Raw genomic sequence first — 13,975 nt, 5'->3', positions numbered from 1 at the left:
CCTGCTCAAGTGGCTTCCGGCGACCGTGGCCGGGCTGCTTGCGTGGGGTTTCCCCGAGGAGGTCACATCATGAGGCTCACACGACGAACGGCACGGGCGGTGATCGTCGTCGCCGCGACCGCCGGTCTCGCCGCGGCCGGGCTGTCCGCCCAGGCCAACGACCCGTCGCCGGACGTGGCGCCGGTGCGGCAGGAACTGGCGCTGCCCGACGAGCGGGTGGTGCGGGTGCACGTCCCCGGCAGCGAGGCGCTGACGGCGATGGAGGACGCCGGCTACGACTTCACCGGCGACTATGAGCGGGTGCCCGACGGCGTCGTCGTCGACGCCCTGCTCACGGCCGGGCAACTGGCCGGCCTGGACGCGTACGGCGCGACGGTGGCGGCGGCGGACCCGCTGCCGGTGGCGGCGCCCGGCGCGACGGGTGCCCGGGCCCCGGCCGCGGCCGGCGCCGACGCGGACACCGTCGTGGTCGGCCGGGTCGACTGGTTCACCACGAAGGGCCAGGGCTTCCTCTCCGTCGAGGTGAAGTCCGACGCGCTCGACGCCGCCACGCTGACGCTGAGCTGGGACGGCGGCTCGGTGGACGTCCCGGCGTACAACGACTCCGGCGAGTACCTCTACCACCGGGTGCTGACCAGGGTCGACGGCCCGCGGCCGGACGAGATCACCGTCACCAGCTCGCTCGGCGGCAGCTCGGCGGCGCCGGTGACCGACTGGCTGCACGAGACCGACGCCGACATCGAGCGCCCGGGGTACGAGTACGGGTTCATCGACGGCTACCTGAATCCGACGGAGGTCTACGAGCGGCTCGAGCGGCTGCACGAGGAGCACCCGGACGTCACCGAGATCGTCGAGCTGCCGAACGAGACGAACGGCTACCGCCGGCTGGCCCAGGCGCTGTTCGGCACGGCGAACGCCAGCCGGGTCGGCGTCGACTCGCTGGCCTGGGGGCACGAGGGCGGCAACGACATCTCCGTCGAGCTGGCCGCCCCCGGCGTCGCGAACAGTGCGCTCGACGTCACCGTCGCCGGCGACGCCGTCACCGTCCACCTCGGCACGGACGCGGCCGGCGCCGTCAGCAGCACCGCCGCGCAGGTCGTGGCCGCGCTGAACGAGGAGGCCGGGTCGCTGGTCCGGGCCTACACCTACCGCGGCAACGCCGGCGCGGGCGTCGTCGAGCCGGCCGTGCCGACGCTGCTCAGCGACAACCTGGCCGCGCCGCCGGAGATCTCCCGCGACCCGTTCCCGATCAGGGCGCTGCGGATCGGCAACCACCGCGACGGCTCCCGGCCGGGCGTGCTGATCATCGCCCAGGACCACGCCCGTGAGCGGGTGACGCCGCTGGTGGCGCTGGAGGCGGCGGAGCGGCTGCTGGCCAACCGCGACAACGACCGGACCACCCGGCGGATCCTGGACAACGTCGACATCCTCATCGTCCCGTCGAACAACCCCGACGGGGGGCACTACAACTTCTTCGACCGGGCCGGCCAGCGGCGCAACATGACCAACCACTGCCCGACGACGGGATCGGCCGACGTGCTGGCGCGCGGCAACTGGGGCGTCGACCTCAACCGGAACTACCGGGTCGGCTCGGCGCTGGACGGGTACGACGGCGCCTCGTTCTCCTGCACCAGCGACACGTTCATGGGCCCGGACAAGCTGTCCGAGCCCGAGGCGCAGAACATCGTCTGGCTGGCGGACACTTTCGACAACCTCAAGTTCTTCATGACGGTGCACAGCTCCGGCGGGCAGTTGTTCTGGCAGCCGGGCGCCTACATCGCCGACGGCCGCATCACGACGCCGCGGCCGCCGCTGCGCGACGAGACGTACTACTGGGAGATGGCCGAGGAGATCCTCTCCAACGTCAAGGGGCTGCGCGACACCGTCGTCCAGCCGGGCAACGTCGGCGGCTCGTCGGACGTGCTGTACTCGTCGGCCGGCAACGTCCGCGAGGACCTGTACTTCAACTACGGCATCTACGCGTTCGGCTGGGAGATCGGCGGCGTCCAGTGGAACCCGGAGACCGGCGAGTTCGACTCCGGCGGCGGCTTCATCCCGGAGTGGCCGGAGGCGGACCTGCAGTACCAGGAGTACGCCAGCGGCGTCATCGAGATGTTCGAGATCGCCATGGCGTACGGGCAGGACCAGCGGCCGGCCACCACGCGGCTGGTGCAGGAACGCCAGTCCGACGGCACCGTGCACGTGACGTTCGAGCCCAGCGAGCCGGCGTCGATCCACTACACGACCGACGGCAGCACGCCGACGGCGGAGTCGCCGGTCTACGAGGCGGCCAACATGCGCGAGCCGGGCGAGGTCATCGTCGTCGACGAGACCACGACGTTCCGCTGGATCTCCGTCGACGTGAAGGGCCAGGTCGAGAACCACAAGCGCTTCACCGTCCGCGTCCGCTGAGAGGTGAGCGCTCGCCCCGGTGAGGCTGTCGGGGCGAGCGCTTATCCTGGGTGGCGACATGGATGCGCGCACGTACGAGGTCCGCACCTACGGGTGCCAGATGAACGTCCACGACTCCGAGCGGCTGTCCGGGCTGCTGGAGGACGCGGGCTATGCCCGCGCGGGCGACGGCGCGACGGCCGACGTCGTCGTGCTCAACACCTGCGCGGTCCGCGAGAACGCCGACAACAAGCTGTACGGCAACCTCGGCCACCTGGCCTCGGTCAAGGCGGCCCGCGACGGCATGCAGATCGCCGTCGGCGGGTGCCTGGCGCAGAAGGACCGCACCGAGATCACCCGGCGGGCGCCGTGGGTCGACGTCGTGTTCGGCACCCACAACGTCGGCTCGCTCCCGGCCCTCCTCGATCGCGCGCGCATCGAGCAGGAGGCGCAGGTCGAGATCGTCGAGGCGCTCGAGACGTTCCCGTCCGACCTCCCGTCGCGGCGCGAGAGCCCGTACGCCGCCTGGGTCGCCGTCAGCGTCGGCTGCAACAACACCTGCACGTTCTGCATCGTCCCGGCGCTGCGTGGGCGCGAGCGCGACCGCCGTCCGGGCGACATCCTGGCCGAGGTGCAGGCGCTGGTCGCCGACGGCGTCATCGAGGTCACGCTGCTCGGCCAGAACGTCAACGCCTACGGGGTCGAGTTCGGCGACCGGTACGCGTTCGGCAAGCTGCTGCGCACCGTCGGCGCGGTCGACGGGCTCGAGCGGGTCCGGTTCACCAGCCCGCACCCGCGCGACTTCACCGACGACGTCATCGACGCCATGGCGTCCACGCCGACGGTCATGCCGCAGCTGCACATGCCGCTGCAGTCCGGGTCCGACCGCGTGCTGCGGGCCATGCGCCGCTCGTACCGGCAGGAGCGCTACCTCGGCATCGTCGAGAAGGTGCGCGACGCCATGCCGCACGCCGCCATCACCACCGACATCATCGTCGGCTTCCCGGGCGAGACCGACGCCGACTTCGAGGACACCCTGCATGTCGTCCGCGAGGCCCGGTTCGCGTCGGCGTTCACGTTCCAGTACTCCAAGCGCCCCGGCACCCCGGCGGCCACCATGGACGACCAGGTCCCGCCCGAGGTGGTGCGCGAGCGCTACCAACGGCTGGCCTCGCTCGTGGAGGAGGTGGCCTGGGCCGAGTCCCGCGCCTTCGTCGGCCGCGACGTCGAGGTGCTGGTCGCCGACGGCGAGGGCCGCAAGGACGGCGCCACGCACCGGCTGTCCGGCCGGGCCCGGGACAACCGCCTGGTGCACTTCGCGGTGCCCGGCGGCGCCGAGCGTCCGCGGCCGGGCGACATGGTGACGGTGCAGGTCAGCTACGCCGCGCCGCACCACCTCGTGGCCGACGGGCCGACGTACGACCTGCGCCGCACCCGCGCCGGCGACGCCTACGAGCGGGCGACGACGGCGCCGGCCGCGGCCGCGCCGGGGGCGGCCGCGCCCGGGGTGCTGCTCGGCATGCCGACGGTGGGCGCTCCGGCCGCCCTGCCCGTCGCCGACGCCGCGCCCGCCTGCGGCCACGCCTGAGCGCCCGGCGCCCGCGCCGGCACCTCTGGTGCGATCTGGCGTGTTGACCTCAGCGCCACATGTTGGCGCTGAGGTCAACACGCGCGACGAGAGGTCCCGGCGCGGAGCATCGACGCAGCCGGCCGGCGACGGGACGCTGCGGATCGTCCCGCCGCCGGCCGAGCCCTGACTACGCGCCGTCCTCGACCAGCAGCGCGAGGATCCGCCAGTAGTTGCCGGTCGGGCTGGACAGCCGCAGGTCCACCGTCCGCCCCGATTCGCCGCCGTCCAGCGTGAACTGCTCCCACGCGTACTGCCCGGCCGGCAGCGTCGCCCGCGCGGGCACCACCACGGCATCGTCCGCCTCTACGACGAACCCGCTGGTGGAGAAGCCCGGGTCGCCGGTCAGCAGCGACACCGTGTGCGGCCCCGGCGGCAGCGCCACCCGCAGGACGCCCGGACCCCGGTTGTCCAGCACGAAGTCGCGCCGCAGGGCATCCGGCCCGCCGCGGTCGCGCTGCAGCGGCGCGCCGGTCACCCAGCCGTACCCGCGGGCGGCATCCCACGCGTGCGACGGCGCCAGCGCGGCGTAGGACTCCAGCACCGGGCTGGTGTCGGAGCCGCCGTCCAGCGCCAGCACGAGGTCGTCGCCATGCGGGACGGCGTAGGTGCGGGCGCCCGGCGTCCCGGCCACGACGACACCGGGGGCGGTGACCGACGCGGTCAGAGTCGCCTCAGCGAGTGGCCCGGCCGCGACACCGCCGGGCGGCGCGGTGACCGGCACCTCCAGCGTCGCGGACCCGCCGGCCGGCACCGCCGCCGTGGCGCTGCCCGCCGTCCAGCCGGCCGGCACGCTCACCGTCGCGGTCACCTCAGCCGCGGCGGCCGAGCGGTGGTTCGTCACCGTCACCGCGGCCACCGACTCCCGGCCGGCGAACAGCGGCGCCGCCACCGTCACCCCGTCGGCCGACACCGCCGGCCGCACCGTCACCGGCGCCGACAGCGGGACGGTGACCCGCTCGCGGCCGACGTGGGCGTACCCCGCCGACCCGGACAGCGTCACCTCGCCGGGCGTCGCGTCCGCCGGGACCGTCACGTCCCAGGCGCCGGTCAGCGTCGCACCGGCCGCCAGCGACGACACCGACGTCGGCCCGGCGGCCGCGGCCTGCCAGCCGTCCGGCACCGCCAGCTCGACCGCCGCCGCGCGGACGGCCGAGGCGCCGCCGTTGGTCAGCGTCGCCGTCACCCGGACCGTCTCGCCCGCCGTGACCGCGCCACCGGCCAGCGCCGCGCTCACCCCGTCGACCGTGCCGATGACGCCTTCCAGCGCGGCCGCCGCCTCGTCCAGCGGGGCCAGCAGCGCCGCGGGCAACCCCTGCTCGGCGACCCACTGCCGGGTCTGATTGACGAAGATCAGCGCACGATCCAGCGACCGGGCGAACGCCGGGTCGTCGGTCGCGGTGTCCATGGCCGTGGCCAGCTCGGCGCCGATCCGTTCCGCCGCGCTGGCCACGTACGCGGCCTGCTCGTCGGTCAGCTCCGCCGCGTCGGCCGCGGCCGCGAACTCCCGCACCGCGGCCCGCGCCGCGCGCACCCCGTCGAGCAGGGTGTGCCCGAACTCGAACGCGTCGACGTTGACCAGGTAGTCGTCGCCCGGGTTGTTGGTGAAGACGAGGAACAGCTCGTGGCTGCCGCCCGGATCCTGCACCGGGATGGACACCGACTCGAACGCGTACGAGTCGCCGGTCGGCTCCAGCCGGCCGCTGCCGATCGCCGGGCCGTCGGCGGCGTCCAGCCGCACCGTCACCGTCCCGCCGGTGCCGGATGACGCGTACCGGACGGTCAGCTCGTTCACGCCGCGCAGGTTCACCGGCTCGTAGGACAGGAAGTCGCCGTGGCCGATCTGGCCGACCATGCGGTTGCCGGTGTCCTCCTGCGTGTCGTACAGGACGACGTCGCCGGCCGACGTCCAGTGCTCGGCCTGCTTGTGCCGCGGCTGCAGGATCGCCGAGTCGCCGCCGGTCAGCGGGGAGACGCCGGCGCCGCCGCTGTCGGTGTACGTCGAGTCGACGATGTAGAAGATGTTGTCGACCTCGGAGTGCCCGTCGTCGACGATCGCCTGGATCTCGCCGCTGCAGCCGGTGTACTGCTCCAGCGGGTGTCCGTGCTGGTCGTGGCCGAGCGCGGGCTGCGTGACGATGTCGGCGCAGGCCACGCCGGCGCCGCTCACGCCGTCCTCGGCGTCGTCGACCCGCACCTCGAACGGCACCGGCTCGCCGAAGTCGAACACCTGCCCGTCCAGCGGCTCGACCAGTTCGACCTCCGGCCGGGTGTTGCCGACGCTGACCGGCACGTTCGCCACCCCGGTGCGGCCGGTCGGGTCGGTGACCACCAGCTGGGCGGTGTAGTCGCCGTTCGCGGTGTACGTGTGCGACGGGTTCGGCGCGGTGGAGTCGACGGCGCCGTCGGAGTCGAAGTCCCACGCGTAGGTGATCTCGTGCTCGTCCGGGTCGCCGGAGCCCTCGCTGGAGAACTGGACGGCCAGCGGCGGCTGCCCGGAGGTGGGGTCGGCCGACGCCCGCGCGACCGGCGACCGTTCGCCCGGCTCGGCGTAGTTGATCTTGTAGATGCCGGAGTCGGTGTTCGGGTCGCCGCGCCCGGAGCCGCCGTAGTTCGAGCCCCACTCGATGACGTACAGCGAGCCGTCCGGGCCGAACTGCAGGTCGATCGGGCGGAGGAACTCCACGCCGGGCAGGAACCGGTTCAGCACGGCCGGCTGCCCGTCCTCGTCCAGCTGGACCTCGAAGATCGCGTTGCGGGTCCACTCGGCGATGAAGACGGTGTCGTCGTAGTACTCCGGGAACTTCGCCTCCGACGGGTTCGCGCCGTCGTAGTGGTAGGTCGGGCCGCCGATCGCCAGCCGCCCGCCGGTGCCCAGCTCCGGGTACTCCGGCGTGAGGTCGTACTGGTACGGCAGCCAGGCCGCCTGGGCCGGCGGCAGCTGCGTCAGGCCGGTGTTGTTCGGCGAGTCGTTGACCGGCCCGGCCGCGCAGTCGTACAGCGGGCCGGACTGGCCGGTGGCGAAGTCGTGGTCGTTGTACGCCTGGTTCGCGCCGACGCAGTGCGGCCAGCCGAAGTTGCCGGCGCCACGCGCCTGGTTCCACTCGTCGTAGCCGCGGCTGCCGCGGGTCGGGCTGTCGACGCGGGCGTCCGGGCCGACGTCGCCCCAGTACAGCCAGCCGGTCTCCTGGTCGACGTGGATGCGGTACGGGTTGCGCAGCCCCATCACGTAGATCTCCGGCCGGGTCCGCTCGGTGCCGGGCGGGAACAGGTTGCCGTCGGGGATCGTGTACGTGCCGTCGTCCTCGGGGTGCACGCGCAGCACCTTGCCGCGCAGGTCGTTGGTGTTCGCCGACGACCGCTGCGCGTCGTTGTACTCGAACCCGGGCCGCTCGTCGGTGGCGCCGTAGCCGCCGCAGCAGGGCGAGGAGTTGTCGCCGGTCGCGACGTAGAGGTTGCCGTCGGCGTCGAAGTCCATGCCGCCGCCCTCGTGCGCGTTGACCGCGCGCTGCGACGGCAGCTCGAAGATCGTCACCCGCGACTCGGGATCGACGGTGCCGGTGGCCTCGTCGTAGGTGAACCGGGCCACGACGGTGTTCGGCTCGTCTCGTGGCGAGTAGTACAGGTACAGCCAGCGGTTCGCGGCGAAGTCCGGGTCCAGCACGATGCCGTGCATGCCGTGGGTGTGCTCGACCAGCACGTCGAACCGCGCCGCCAGCTCCGTCCGCGCCGTCGCCGGGTCGTACACCTTGACGTCGCCGCCGCGCTGCACGAAGAACACCCGCCCGGTGTCGTCGATGTCCATCGCCAGCGGGTCGTCGGTGTTGCCGTCGAGCTGGATCTTCTCGAAGTTGTGCTCCGACGTCGCGCCGCAGTCACCGTCCACCACGCCAGCCGCCCACTGGATGCCGCCGAGCAGGTGCTGCAGGAACAGCGGCTCGTCGGTGAACGCCGACGGCGCATGCCCCATCCCGGTGTACCAGGACCGGCCGCCGTCGAAGTTCTGGCACCAGCTGATCGGGTGGTCCGCGCCCATCCGGTGCCCGCTGTAGGACGTCGTGTCGTAGCTGGCCAGCACGTGCACGTCGCCGCGCGGGTTGGTGACGAAGTCGTACGGCTCCTCGGTGCGGATCCACTCCTGCGGCAGCCCCGCGGTCGACGGGTGCACCTTGTCGTCCACCTCGACCTCCAGCTCCTGGACCGCCGGGTGGCTGAGGAAGAACGCGCCGGCCAGCTCGCCGTACCAGTCCCAGTCGCGCTCGGTGCCCGACGCGGAGTGGATGCCGACGTACCCGCCGCCGCCCTGGATGTAGCGCTCGAACGCGGCCCGTTGCTCGGCGTTCAGCAGGTCGCCGGCCTGCGGGGTGGAGTTGGTGTTGTTGAAGATCACCACCTCGTACTCGGCCAGCGCCTCGTCGGTGAAGTTCGCCGGGTCGTCGGAGATGGTGACGTTGAACCCGTTCTCCTCGCCGAGCTGCTCGATCGCAGCCTGACCTGCGGGGATGGAGTCGTGGTAGAAGTTCGTGACGCGCGAGAAGACCAGCGCGTCGAAGCTCTCCGCCGTCGGCTCGACGGCGGCGGTCGCGAGACCGCCGCCGGTCAGCGCCGAGGCCGCCAGCGCGGCGGCCAGCCCTGCTCTCAGCATGCGTGGCCTCCCGTCAGAAGCGCAGATCGCGCAGGTAGGCGAAGCTGTTGCGGGCCGTGCTCAGCTCGTCCGCCGGGTTGTCGTGCTCGACGAGGAACTGGCGGACGCCGCCGCGGCTGGCGTGCTCGAACATCGCCGGGAAGTCGAGCGTCCCGGAGCCGACGTCGGCGAACCCGCCGTCCGGCGCCATGTCCTTGACGTGCAGCGCGGGGAACCGCGCGGGATGCTGGACGAAGTAGTCGCCGGCGTCGTAGCCGCCGCGGGCCGCCCAGTACACGTCCAGCTCGAAGCCGACGAGGTCGGGGTCGGTCTCCTCCAGCAGCACGTCGTAGAGCACGCGGCCGCCGTCGGTGCGGAACTCGGCGTCGTGGTTGTGGTGCAGCACCTTCAGCCCGTAGGTCGCGGCGACGGCGCCGGCCCGGTTGAACTCCGCGGCGGCCCGGCGGATGCCGTCGAGCGTGTACAGCGAGCCGGGCAGGCTGGACGTCACCACCCACTGGCCGCCGAGCGTCAGGACGTCCTCACAGGCGCCGGCCAGGTTGTTCGTCAGGCGGTCGTAGCCGACGTGCTCCAGCACGGCCGTCAGCCCGGCGTCGTCGAGCATGGCGCGGATCGCGGCGGCGCTGTGCCCGTGCCGGCCGCTGACGCCGACCGTGGCGTAGCCGATGTCGGCCAGCGCCTGGACGGTGCCGGCGAAGTCGGCGGCCAGCCCGCGGCGCATCGTGTACAGGTGCATGCCGATCGCGGGCCGGGGGATCGGGCGGCGGCCGCTGCCCGCGGCCGCGGGGAGGACGCCGGCGGTCGCCGCTCCTGCGGCGAGGGCGGTCGCGGCGGTGGTACGCAGGAACGCACGGCGGTCGAGCAGGCGTCGGGACATGAGGCGACTCCACCTTTCGTTGTTCGTCGATGAACTTCTCGCGGTGGTAAGCGCTTTCCGAGCGGGTGACCGTACCGTAACGGCGGGGCACGCGCCGAGTCAACGCCTGGATCGGAACCGGTGATATCCGTGCGTTCCGGCCGTGCAGAGGACGGCCGCGGCGAGGCCGGCGAGCGGGGCGCCGGGCACCCCGGCGATCGTCAGCGCGACGCCGAGCGCGGCGGCGGGCAGCCACATCGCCGCGCTGACGGGGCGCGGCGGGCGCCGCTGCCGCCGTCGCACCCGGGCCTCCCAGCCGAGCGGGACGACCAGCGGCGGCAGCACCGCGGCGAGCACCGTCAGCCAGGGGAGCAGCGCGTTCTCGAACCCGGTCGTCGCCACGGCCAGCCCGGCCACGCCGATGACGGCCGCGGCCGGCCGGTCCCGCAGCCCCGTGACCGACCGCAGCGCCAGCCCGCCCGAGTGGAACGACGTCAGGCACGGCGCGGCGACCGCCACCACCACGAGCGCCGTCCCCAGGTCCGACGTGCGCAGGTGCGCCACGAGGTCGGCGGAGTCGCTGCGCAGCGCGATCATCGTCCCGGCGGTGGCCGCGACCAGCGTCGGCAGCACCAGGATCGCCGTACACGCCCACAGGTCGCTCCGGCCGCGCAGCCCGGCGGTGAAGTCCGGCGCCCGCAGCCCGAACACCGCGACGTACCCGACGAACACCGCCACGTCGGTGAGCAGCGTCGTCGACGTCCCGAACCCCGCGTCCAGCGGCGGCTCGCCGGCGGGGGACCCGTGCGTCGCGATGACGACGATCAGCGCGAGCGCCGCCGCCGTCGTCACCAGCGCCAGCGCGTTCCAGCGGTGCTGGCCGGCCGCCGCGATGGCCAGCAGCGGCAGCCCCAGTACGACCACGCCGGCCCACTTCGGGACGTCCAGCAGCGACCCGAGCGCCGCGCCGCCCAGGCCCGCGTTGAAGCCCAGCCAGCCGGCCATCGCCAGTGCCATCAGCGCGCCGACCACCGTCCGGTCGCCGCGCGGCAGGTACGCCTCGAGCAGCTCCGCCAGCGGCCGGCCCTCACCGTAGGGCGGCCGCAGCCCGAGCCGTCCGGGCACGATCAGCAGCACCGTCATCGCGACGCCGCCCAGGAGCAGGGCGCCGACCGGCACGGGGCCGCCGTGCCGGTCGGCGAGCCCGGCGCCCAGCACCAGCGCCGCCGGGCCGGTGCCGATCGCGAGCCACGCGCCGGCGGTGTTCCACCAGCGGCGCTCGGGCGTCATCCGTGCTGGCCGCTGGCCCCCAGCAGCGCCCGGATCTCGCGTGCCAGCTGCTCGAACGTCGGGCTGGACATGGTGGCGCCGTACTCGCGGACGGCCGGCAGGTCGACGTCGTAGACCCGCTCGATGCGGCCCGGCCGCGGCGTCATCACGACCACCCGTTGGCCGAGGTAGACCGCCTCCGCGATGGAGTGCGTCACCAGCACGACCGTCGTGCCGGTCTCGCGCCAGATGCGGTGCAGCTCGACGTTCATGTGCTCGCGGGTGAGCGCGTCCAGGGCGCCGAACGGCTCGTCCATGAGCAGCACCGGCGGCTCGTGCAGCAGCGCCCGGCACAGGGCGACGCGCTGCTGCATGCCGCCGGACAGCTCGTGCGGCAGCGCGGACTCGAACCCGGTCAGGCCGGTCAGCTCGATCAGCTGGTCGGCCCGGGCGGCGGCCGCGCGCTTGTCCAGGTTGCGCATCTCCGCCTGCAGCAGGATGTTCGCCCGGACGCCGCGCCATTCCAGCAGCGCGGCCCGCTGGAAGGCGAAGCCGATCTCCCGCTGCGGCCCGTTGACCTCGTTGCCGAGCAGCTTCACCTGCCCGCTGCTCGGCGGCACCAGGCCGGCGACGATCTTCAGCAGCGTCGACTTCCCGCAGCCCGACGGCCCGACGATGCTGACGAACTCGCCCGCCCGGACCGACAGCGAGACGTCGACGAGCGCCGTCGTCCGCTTCCGCTTGCTGCTGAACCTGCAGGTGAGGTCCTTGATGTCGATGGTCGTGGCGGGCCGTTGCCCGGCGGCGGCCGAGGGCTGCGTCGTCATGGTCTCCGTCATCTCCGTGCTCACCCGGCCTCGCCGAACGACGACTCCCAGTACGTCGCCGGGTCGCCCGGGTCGGACAGCGAGCCGGCGTCGGACAGCAGGTCGATGGTCTCCTGCCACTGCTCCTCGGTGTTGACGCCGGGCGTGCCGGCCTCGTCCAGGCGGAGCAGGCCGATGCTCTGCTCCAGCTGGGCCCGCAGCACCTCGGCCGGCGGGGTCTCGTCGGCGCCGTCCTCCATGGCCGCGGCGGCGCCGTCCGGGTCCTCGGCGGCGGCCTCCCAGGCGCGCGCCGTCGCCCGTACGAACGCCTCGGCCAGCTCCGGGTTCTCGTCGATCGTCTTCTGGTGCGCGATGATGCCGGTGCCGAGCAGGTTCATGCCCCAGTCGGTGTACAGCAGCGCGTCGACGTCCTTGCCGCTGAGGTCCTCGATGGTGGGGCCCTGGTCGTGGAAGAAGCCCATGATCACGTCGGCGCGGCCCTCGACCAGCGCCGCGATCTTGCCGGCCGGGTCGACGTTCACCACCTCGACGTCGTCCGGGTTGACGCCGTTCAGCTCCAGCCACGCCGGGAACGTCGCGTACATGGCGTCGCCCGGCGTCCCCGCGACCACCTTGCCGACGAGGTCGGCCGGCTCGCTGATGCCCTGGTCGGTGAAGAACTCCACCGACGCCGGGCCGGTCTGCAGGAACACCCCGAGGCTCTTGATCGGCATGCCCTCGGTGACGCCGTTGAGCAGCGGCGGCGTGTCGGCCCAGCCGAAGTCGGTCTGCGCCTGGGCGACCTGCTGCACCGTCGTCCCGGAGCCGCTGCCCGGCTTGATCTCCAGGTCGATGCCCTCCTCCTCGTAGATGCCCTCGGCGACGCCGTAGTAGAACGGCGCGTGCTCGCCGTACGGGACCCAGTTCAGGGTCAGGGTCACCTCGGTCAGTTCGCCGTCACCTGCCGCGGTGGGTTCGTCGTCGCCGCCGCAGGCGGACAGCGCGAGGAGTGCCACGGCCGCGGTGGCCAGCAGGCTGCGTCGCATGGTGGGCCCTTTCGTGGGTTTCTTCATGACGTGGTCAGGGGAACGCCCTGCCGCCGGCTGGCGTGCCAGGGGATGAGCAGCTTCTCGGCCACTTCGACCGCGACGAACAGCACGACGCCGAGGGCGGACATCAGGATCAGGTCGGCGAACAGCAGCGACGAGTTCAGGTTGCCGCTGGCCAGCAGCAGCACGTACCCGAGCCCTTCGTCGGCGCCGACGAACTCGCCGACCACCGCGCCGACGACGGCCAGCGTCACGGCCACCTTCAGGCCCGACAGCAGGTGCGGCAGCGCGTTCGGGAACCGGATCTTCCGGAACGTCTTCCACCGGCTGGCGCCCATCGTCGCGGACAGGTCCAGCAGCTCCGGATCGGTCGAGCGCAGGCCCGCGACCCCGGAGACCACGATCGGGAAGAACGCGATCAGCACCGCCAGGATCACCTTCGGCATCGGCCCGAACCCGAACCAGACGACGAGGATCGGCGCGATGGCGATCTTCGGGATCACCTGAGCGAACAGGATCAGCGGGTACAGCGCCTTCTCCAGCGTGGGCGAGTACACGATCAGGACCGCTGCGAGCAGCCCGATCGCCGCCGCCAGCAGGAAGCCCAGCACCGTCTCGTACGTCGTCACCCAGGTGTGCCGGGCGAGCATCTCGCGCTCCTCGACCAGCTCGTTCGCGACGTCGCCCGGTGTGGGCACCAGGTAGGCGGGGAAGACCTCGGCCGCCGTGACCGCCCACCAGCCGAATCCAAGCAGGACCAGCAGCAGGGCGGGTCGCCAGGCGGCGTCGAGGAGCTGGATCGCGCGCTGGGCGGCCGTCCGCCGGGCGGGCGCCTCGTCGTTCTCTGATTCGGCCGATGGGGGAGCGGCCGGGGACATCACGTCAGGCATCGAAGTACTCGTCCTCGTCGTCGGCGGCGGGGATGGCGACGACCAGCGCGCGGAGCTCGCCGATCGCGCGGTGCCGGGTGCCCGGCGGGATCAGGAACGCGCTCAGCGGGCCGGCCTCGTGCGTGACGCCGTCCAGCTCCACCTGGCCCTCGCCCTCCAGGACCACGTAGATCTCGGTGGCCCGGCGGTGGTAGTGGCTGATCGCCGCGTCGACGTCGAGCAGATGCACGCTCGCCGTCCCCGGCTCCACGTCGACGAACGCCCGGCGGGTCTGCCCGCATGAGCACGAGCGCGGCTCGATCGCATCGAGCCTGGCAGTGGCGGGTGCGTTCGGTACGGTCGAGGATGCGGCCATTCGCGCCTCCTTGCGGAAGTACGTCGGTGGAAAACGCTTTCCTGTGTCGGCCGACGTTACCGGGGTGTTGCCGAGGTGGTCAAGGGT

The 13,975-nt window shown here is 72.9% G+C and carries 9 protein-coding genes; 2 read left to right on the top strand and 7 right to left on the bottom strand.

Translation table 11 applies throughout. The annotated features are described in order from the left end of the window. The first annotated feature begins 69 nt into the window (after positions 1-69). The gene (locus ACW62_RS24440; RefSeq protein WP_157574955.1) at positions 70-2,412 is read left to right on the top strand and encodes a M14 family metallopeptidase; all 2,343 of its coding nucleotides are present in this window, start codon (positions 70-72) and stop codon (positions 2,410-2,412) included. A 58-nt stretch (positions 2,413-2,470) separates the two neighbouring features. Continuing rightward, positions 2,471-3,979 (top strand): tRNA (N6-isopentenyl adenosine(37)-C2)-methylthiotransferase MiaB, encoded by a 1,509-nt coding sequence (gene miaB, locus ACW62_RS24435; RefSeq protein WP_053206724.1) that lies wholly within the window; start codon positions 2,471-2,473, stop codon positions 3,977-3,979. Positions 3,980-4,148: 169 nt separating this feature from the next. On the opposite strand, the gene ACW62_RS24430 is transcribed toward miaB, so the two are convergent. From ACW62_RS24430 to ACW62_RS24400, 7 genes are all read right to left on the bottom strand, one after another. Further along, complete coding sequence (locus ACW62_RS24430; protein ID WP_053206723.1) at positions 4,149-8,663, bottom strand: ThuA domain-containing protein; 4,515 nt, start codon at positions 8,661-8,663, stop codon at positions 4,149-4,151. Between the two features lie 13 nt (positions 8,664-8,676). Then, positions 8,677-9,540, bottom strand: coding sequence for a sugar phosphate isomerase/epimerase family protein (locus ACW62_RS24425; RefSeq protein ID WP_053206722.1), 864 nt, complete (start codon positions 9,538-9,540; stop codon positions 8,677-8,679). Positions 9,541-9,639: 99 nt separating this feature from the next. Next, positions 9,640-10,809 (bottom strand): purine-cytosine permease family protein, encoded by a 1,170-nt coding sequence (locus ACW62_RS24420; protein WP_053206721.1) that lies wholly within the window; start codon positions 10,807-10,809, stop codon positions 9,640-9,642. Further along, complete coding sequence (locus ACW62_RS24415; protein WP_053206836.1) at positions 10,806-11,615, bottom strand: ABC transporter ATP-binding protein; 810 nt, start codon at positions 11,613-11,615, stop codon at positions 10,806-10,808. Before ACW62_RS24415 ends, ACW62_RS24420 begins: the two co-directional genes overlap by 4 nt. 20 nt (positions 11,616-11,635) lie before the next feature. Continuing rightward, positions 11,636-12,640, bottom strand: a complete 1,005-nt coding sequence (locus ACW62_RS24410; RefSeq protein WP_053206720.1) for an ABC transporter substrate-binding protein — start codon at positions 12,638-12,640, stop codon at positions 11,636-11,638. A 23-nt stretch (positions 12,641-12,663) separates the two neighbouring features. Further along, positions 12,664-13,533 carry an ABC transporter permease gene (locus ACW62_RS24405; protein WP_205629566.1) on the bottom strand — a complete coding sequence of 290 codons (870 nt, stop codon included), beginning with the start codon at positions 13,531-13,533 and terminating at the stop codon, positions 12,664-12,666. Continuing rightward, the gene (locus ACW62_RS24400) at positions 13,526-13,888 is read right to left on the bottom strand and encodes a cupin domain-containing protein (RefSeq protein WP_053206719.1); all 363 of its coding nucleotides are present in this window, start codon (positions 13,886-13,888) and stop codon (positions 13,526-13,528) included. Before ACW62_RS24400 ends, ACW62_RS24405 begins: the two co-directional genes overlap by 8 nt. Positions 13,889-13,975: the final 87 nt, after the last annotated feature.

The organism is Jiangella muralis, assembly GCF_001270745.1.
Taxonomy (GTDB): Bacteria; Actinomycetota; Actinomycetes; order Jiangellales; family Jiangellaceae; genus Jiangella; species Jiangella muralis.
Note: the sequence above shows the minus strand (reverse complement) of the source record. Positions and strands in the feature narration are given on the sequence as shown.

Excerpts from the sequence above, each read along its gene's own strand:
- ACW62_RS24405 (WP_205629566.1), bottom strand. The coding sequence starts at position 13,533 with ATGCCTGACGTGATGTCCCCGGCCGCTCCCCCATCGGCCGAATCAGAG.
- ACW62_RS24425 (WP_053206722.1), bottom strand. The coding sequence starts at position 9,540 with ATGTCCCGACGCCTGCTCGACCGCCGTGCGTTCCTGCGTACCACCGCC.
- ACW62_RS24410 (WP_053206720.1), bottom strand. The coding sequence starts at position 12,640 with ATGCGACGCAGCCTGCTGGCCACCGCGGCCGTGGCACTCCTCGCGCTG.
- ACW62_RS24440 (WP_157574955.1), top strand. The coding sequence starts at position 70 with ATGAGGCTCACACGACGAACGGCACGGGCGGTGATCGTCGTCGCCGCG.
- ACW62_RS24400 (WP_053206719.1), bottom strand. The coding sequence starts at position 13,888 with ATGGCCGCATCCTCGACCGTACCGAACGCACCCGCCACTGCCAGGCTC.
- ACW62_RS24420 (WP_053206721.1), bottom strand. The coding sequence starts at position 10,809 with ATGACGCCCGAGCGCCGCTGGTGGAACACCGCCGGCGCGTGGCTCGCG.
- ACW62_RS24430 (WP_053206723.1), bottom strand. The coding sequence starts at position 8,663 with ATGCTGAGAGCAGGGCTGGCCGCCGCGCTGGCGGCCTCGGCGCTGACC.
- miaB (WP_053206724.1), top strand. The coding sequence starts at position 2,471 with ATGGATGCGCGCACGTACGAGGTCCGCACCTACGGGTGCCAGATGAAC.
- ACW62_RS24415 (WP_053206836.1), bottom strand. The coding sequence starts at position 11,615 with ATGACGACGCAGCCCTCGGCCGCCGCCGGGCAACGGCCCGCCACGACC.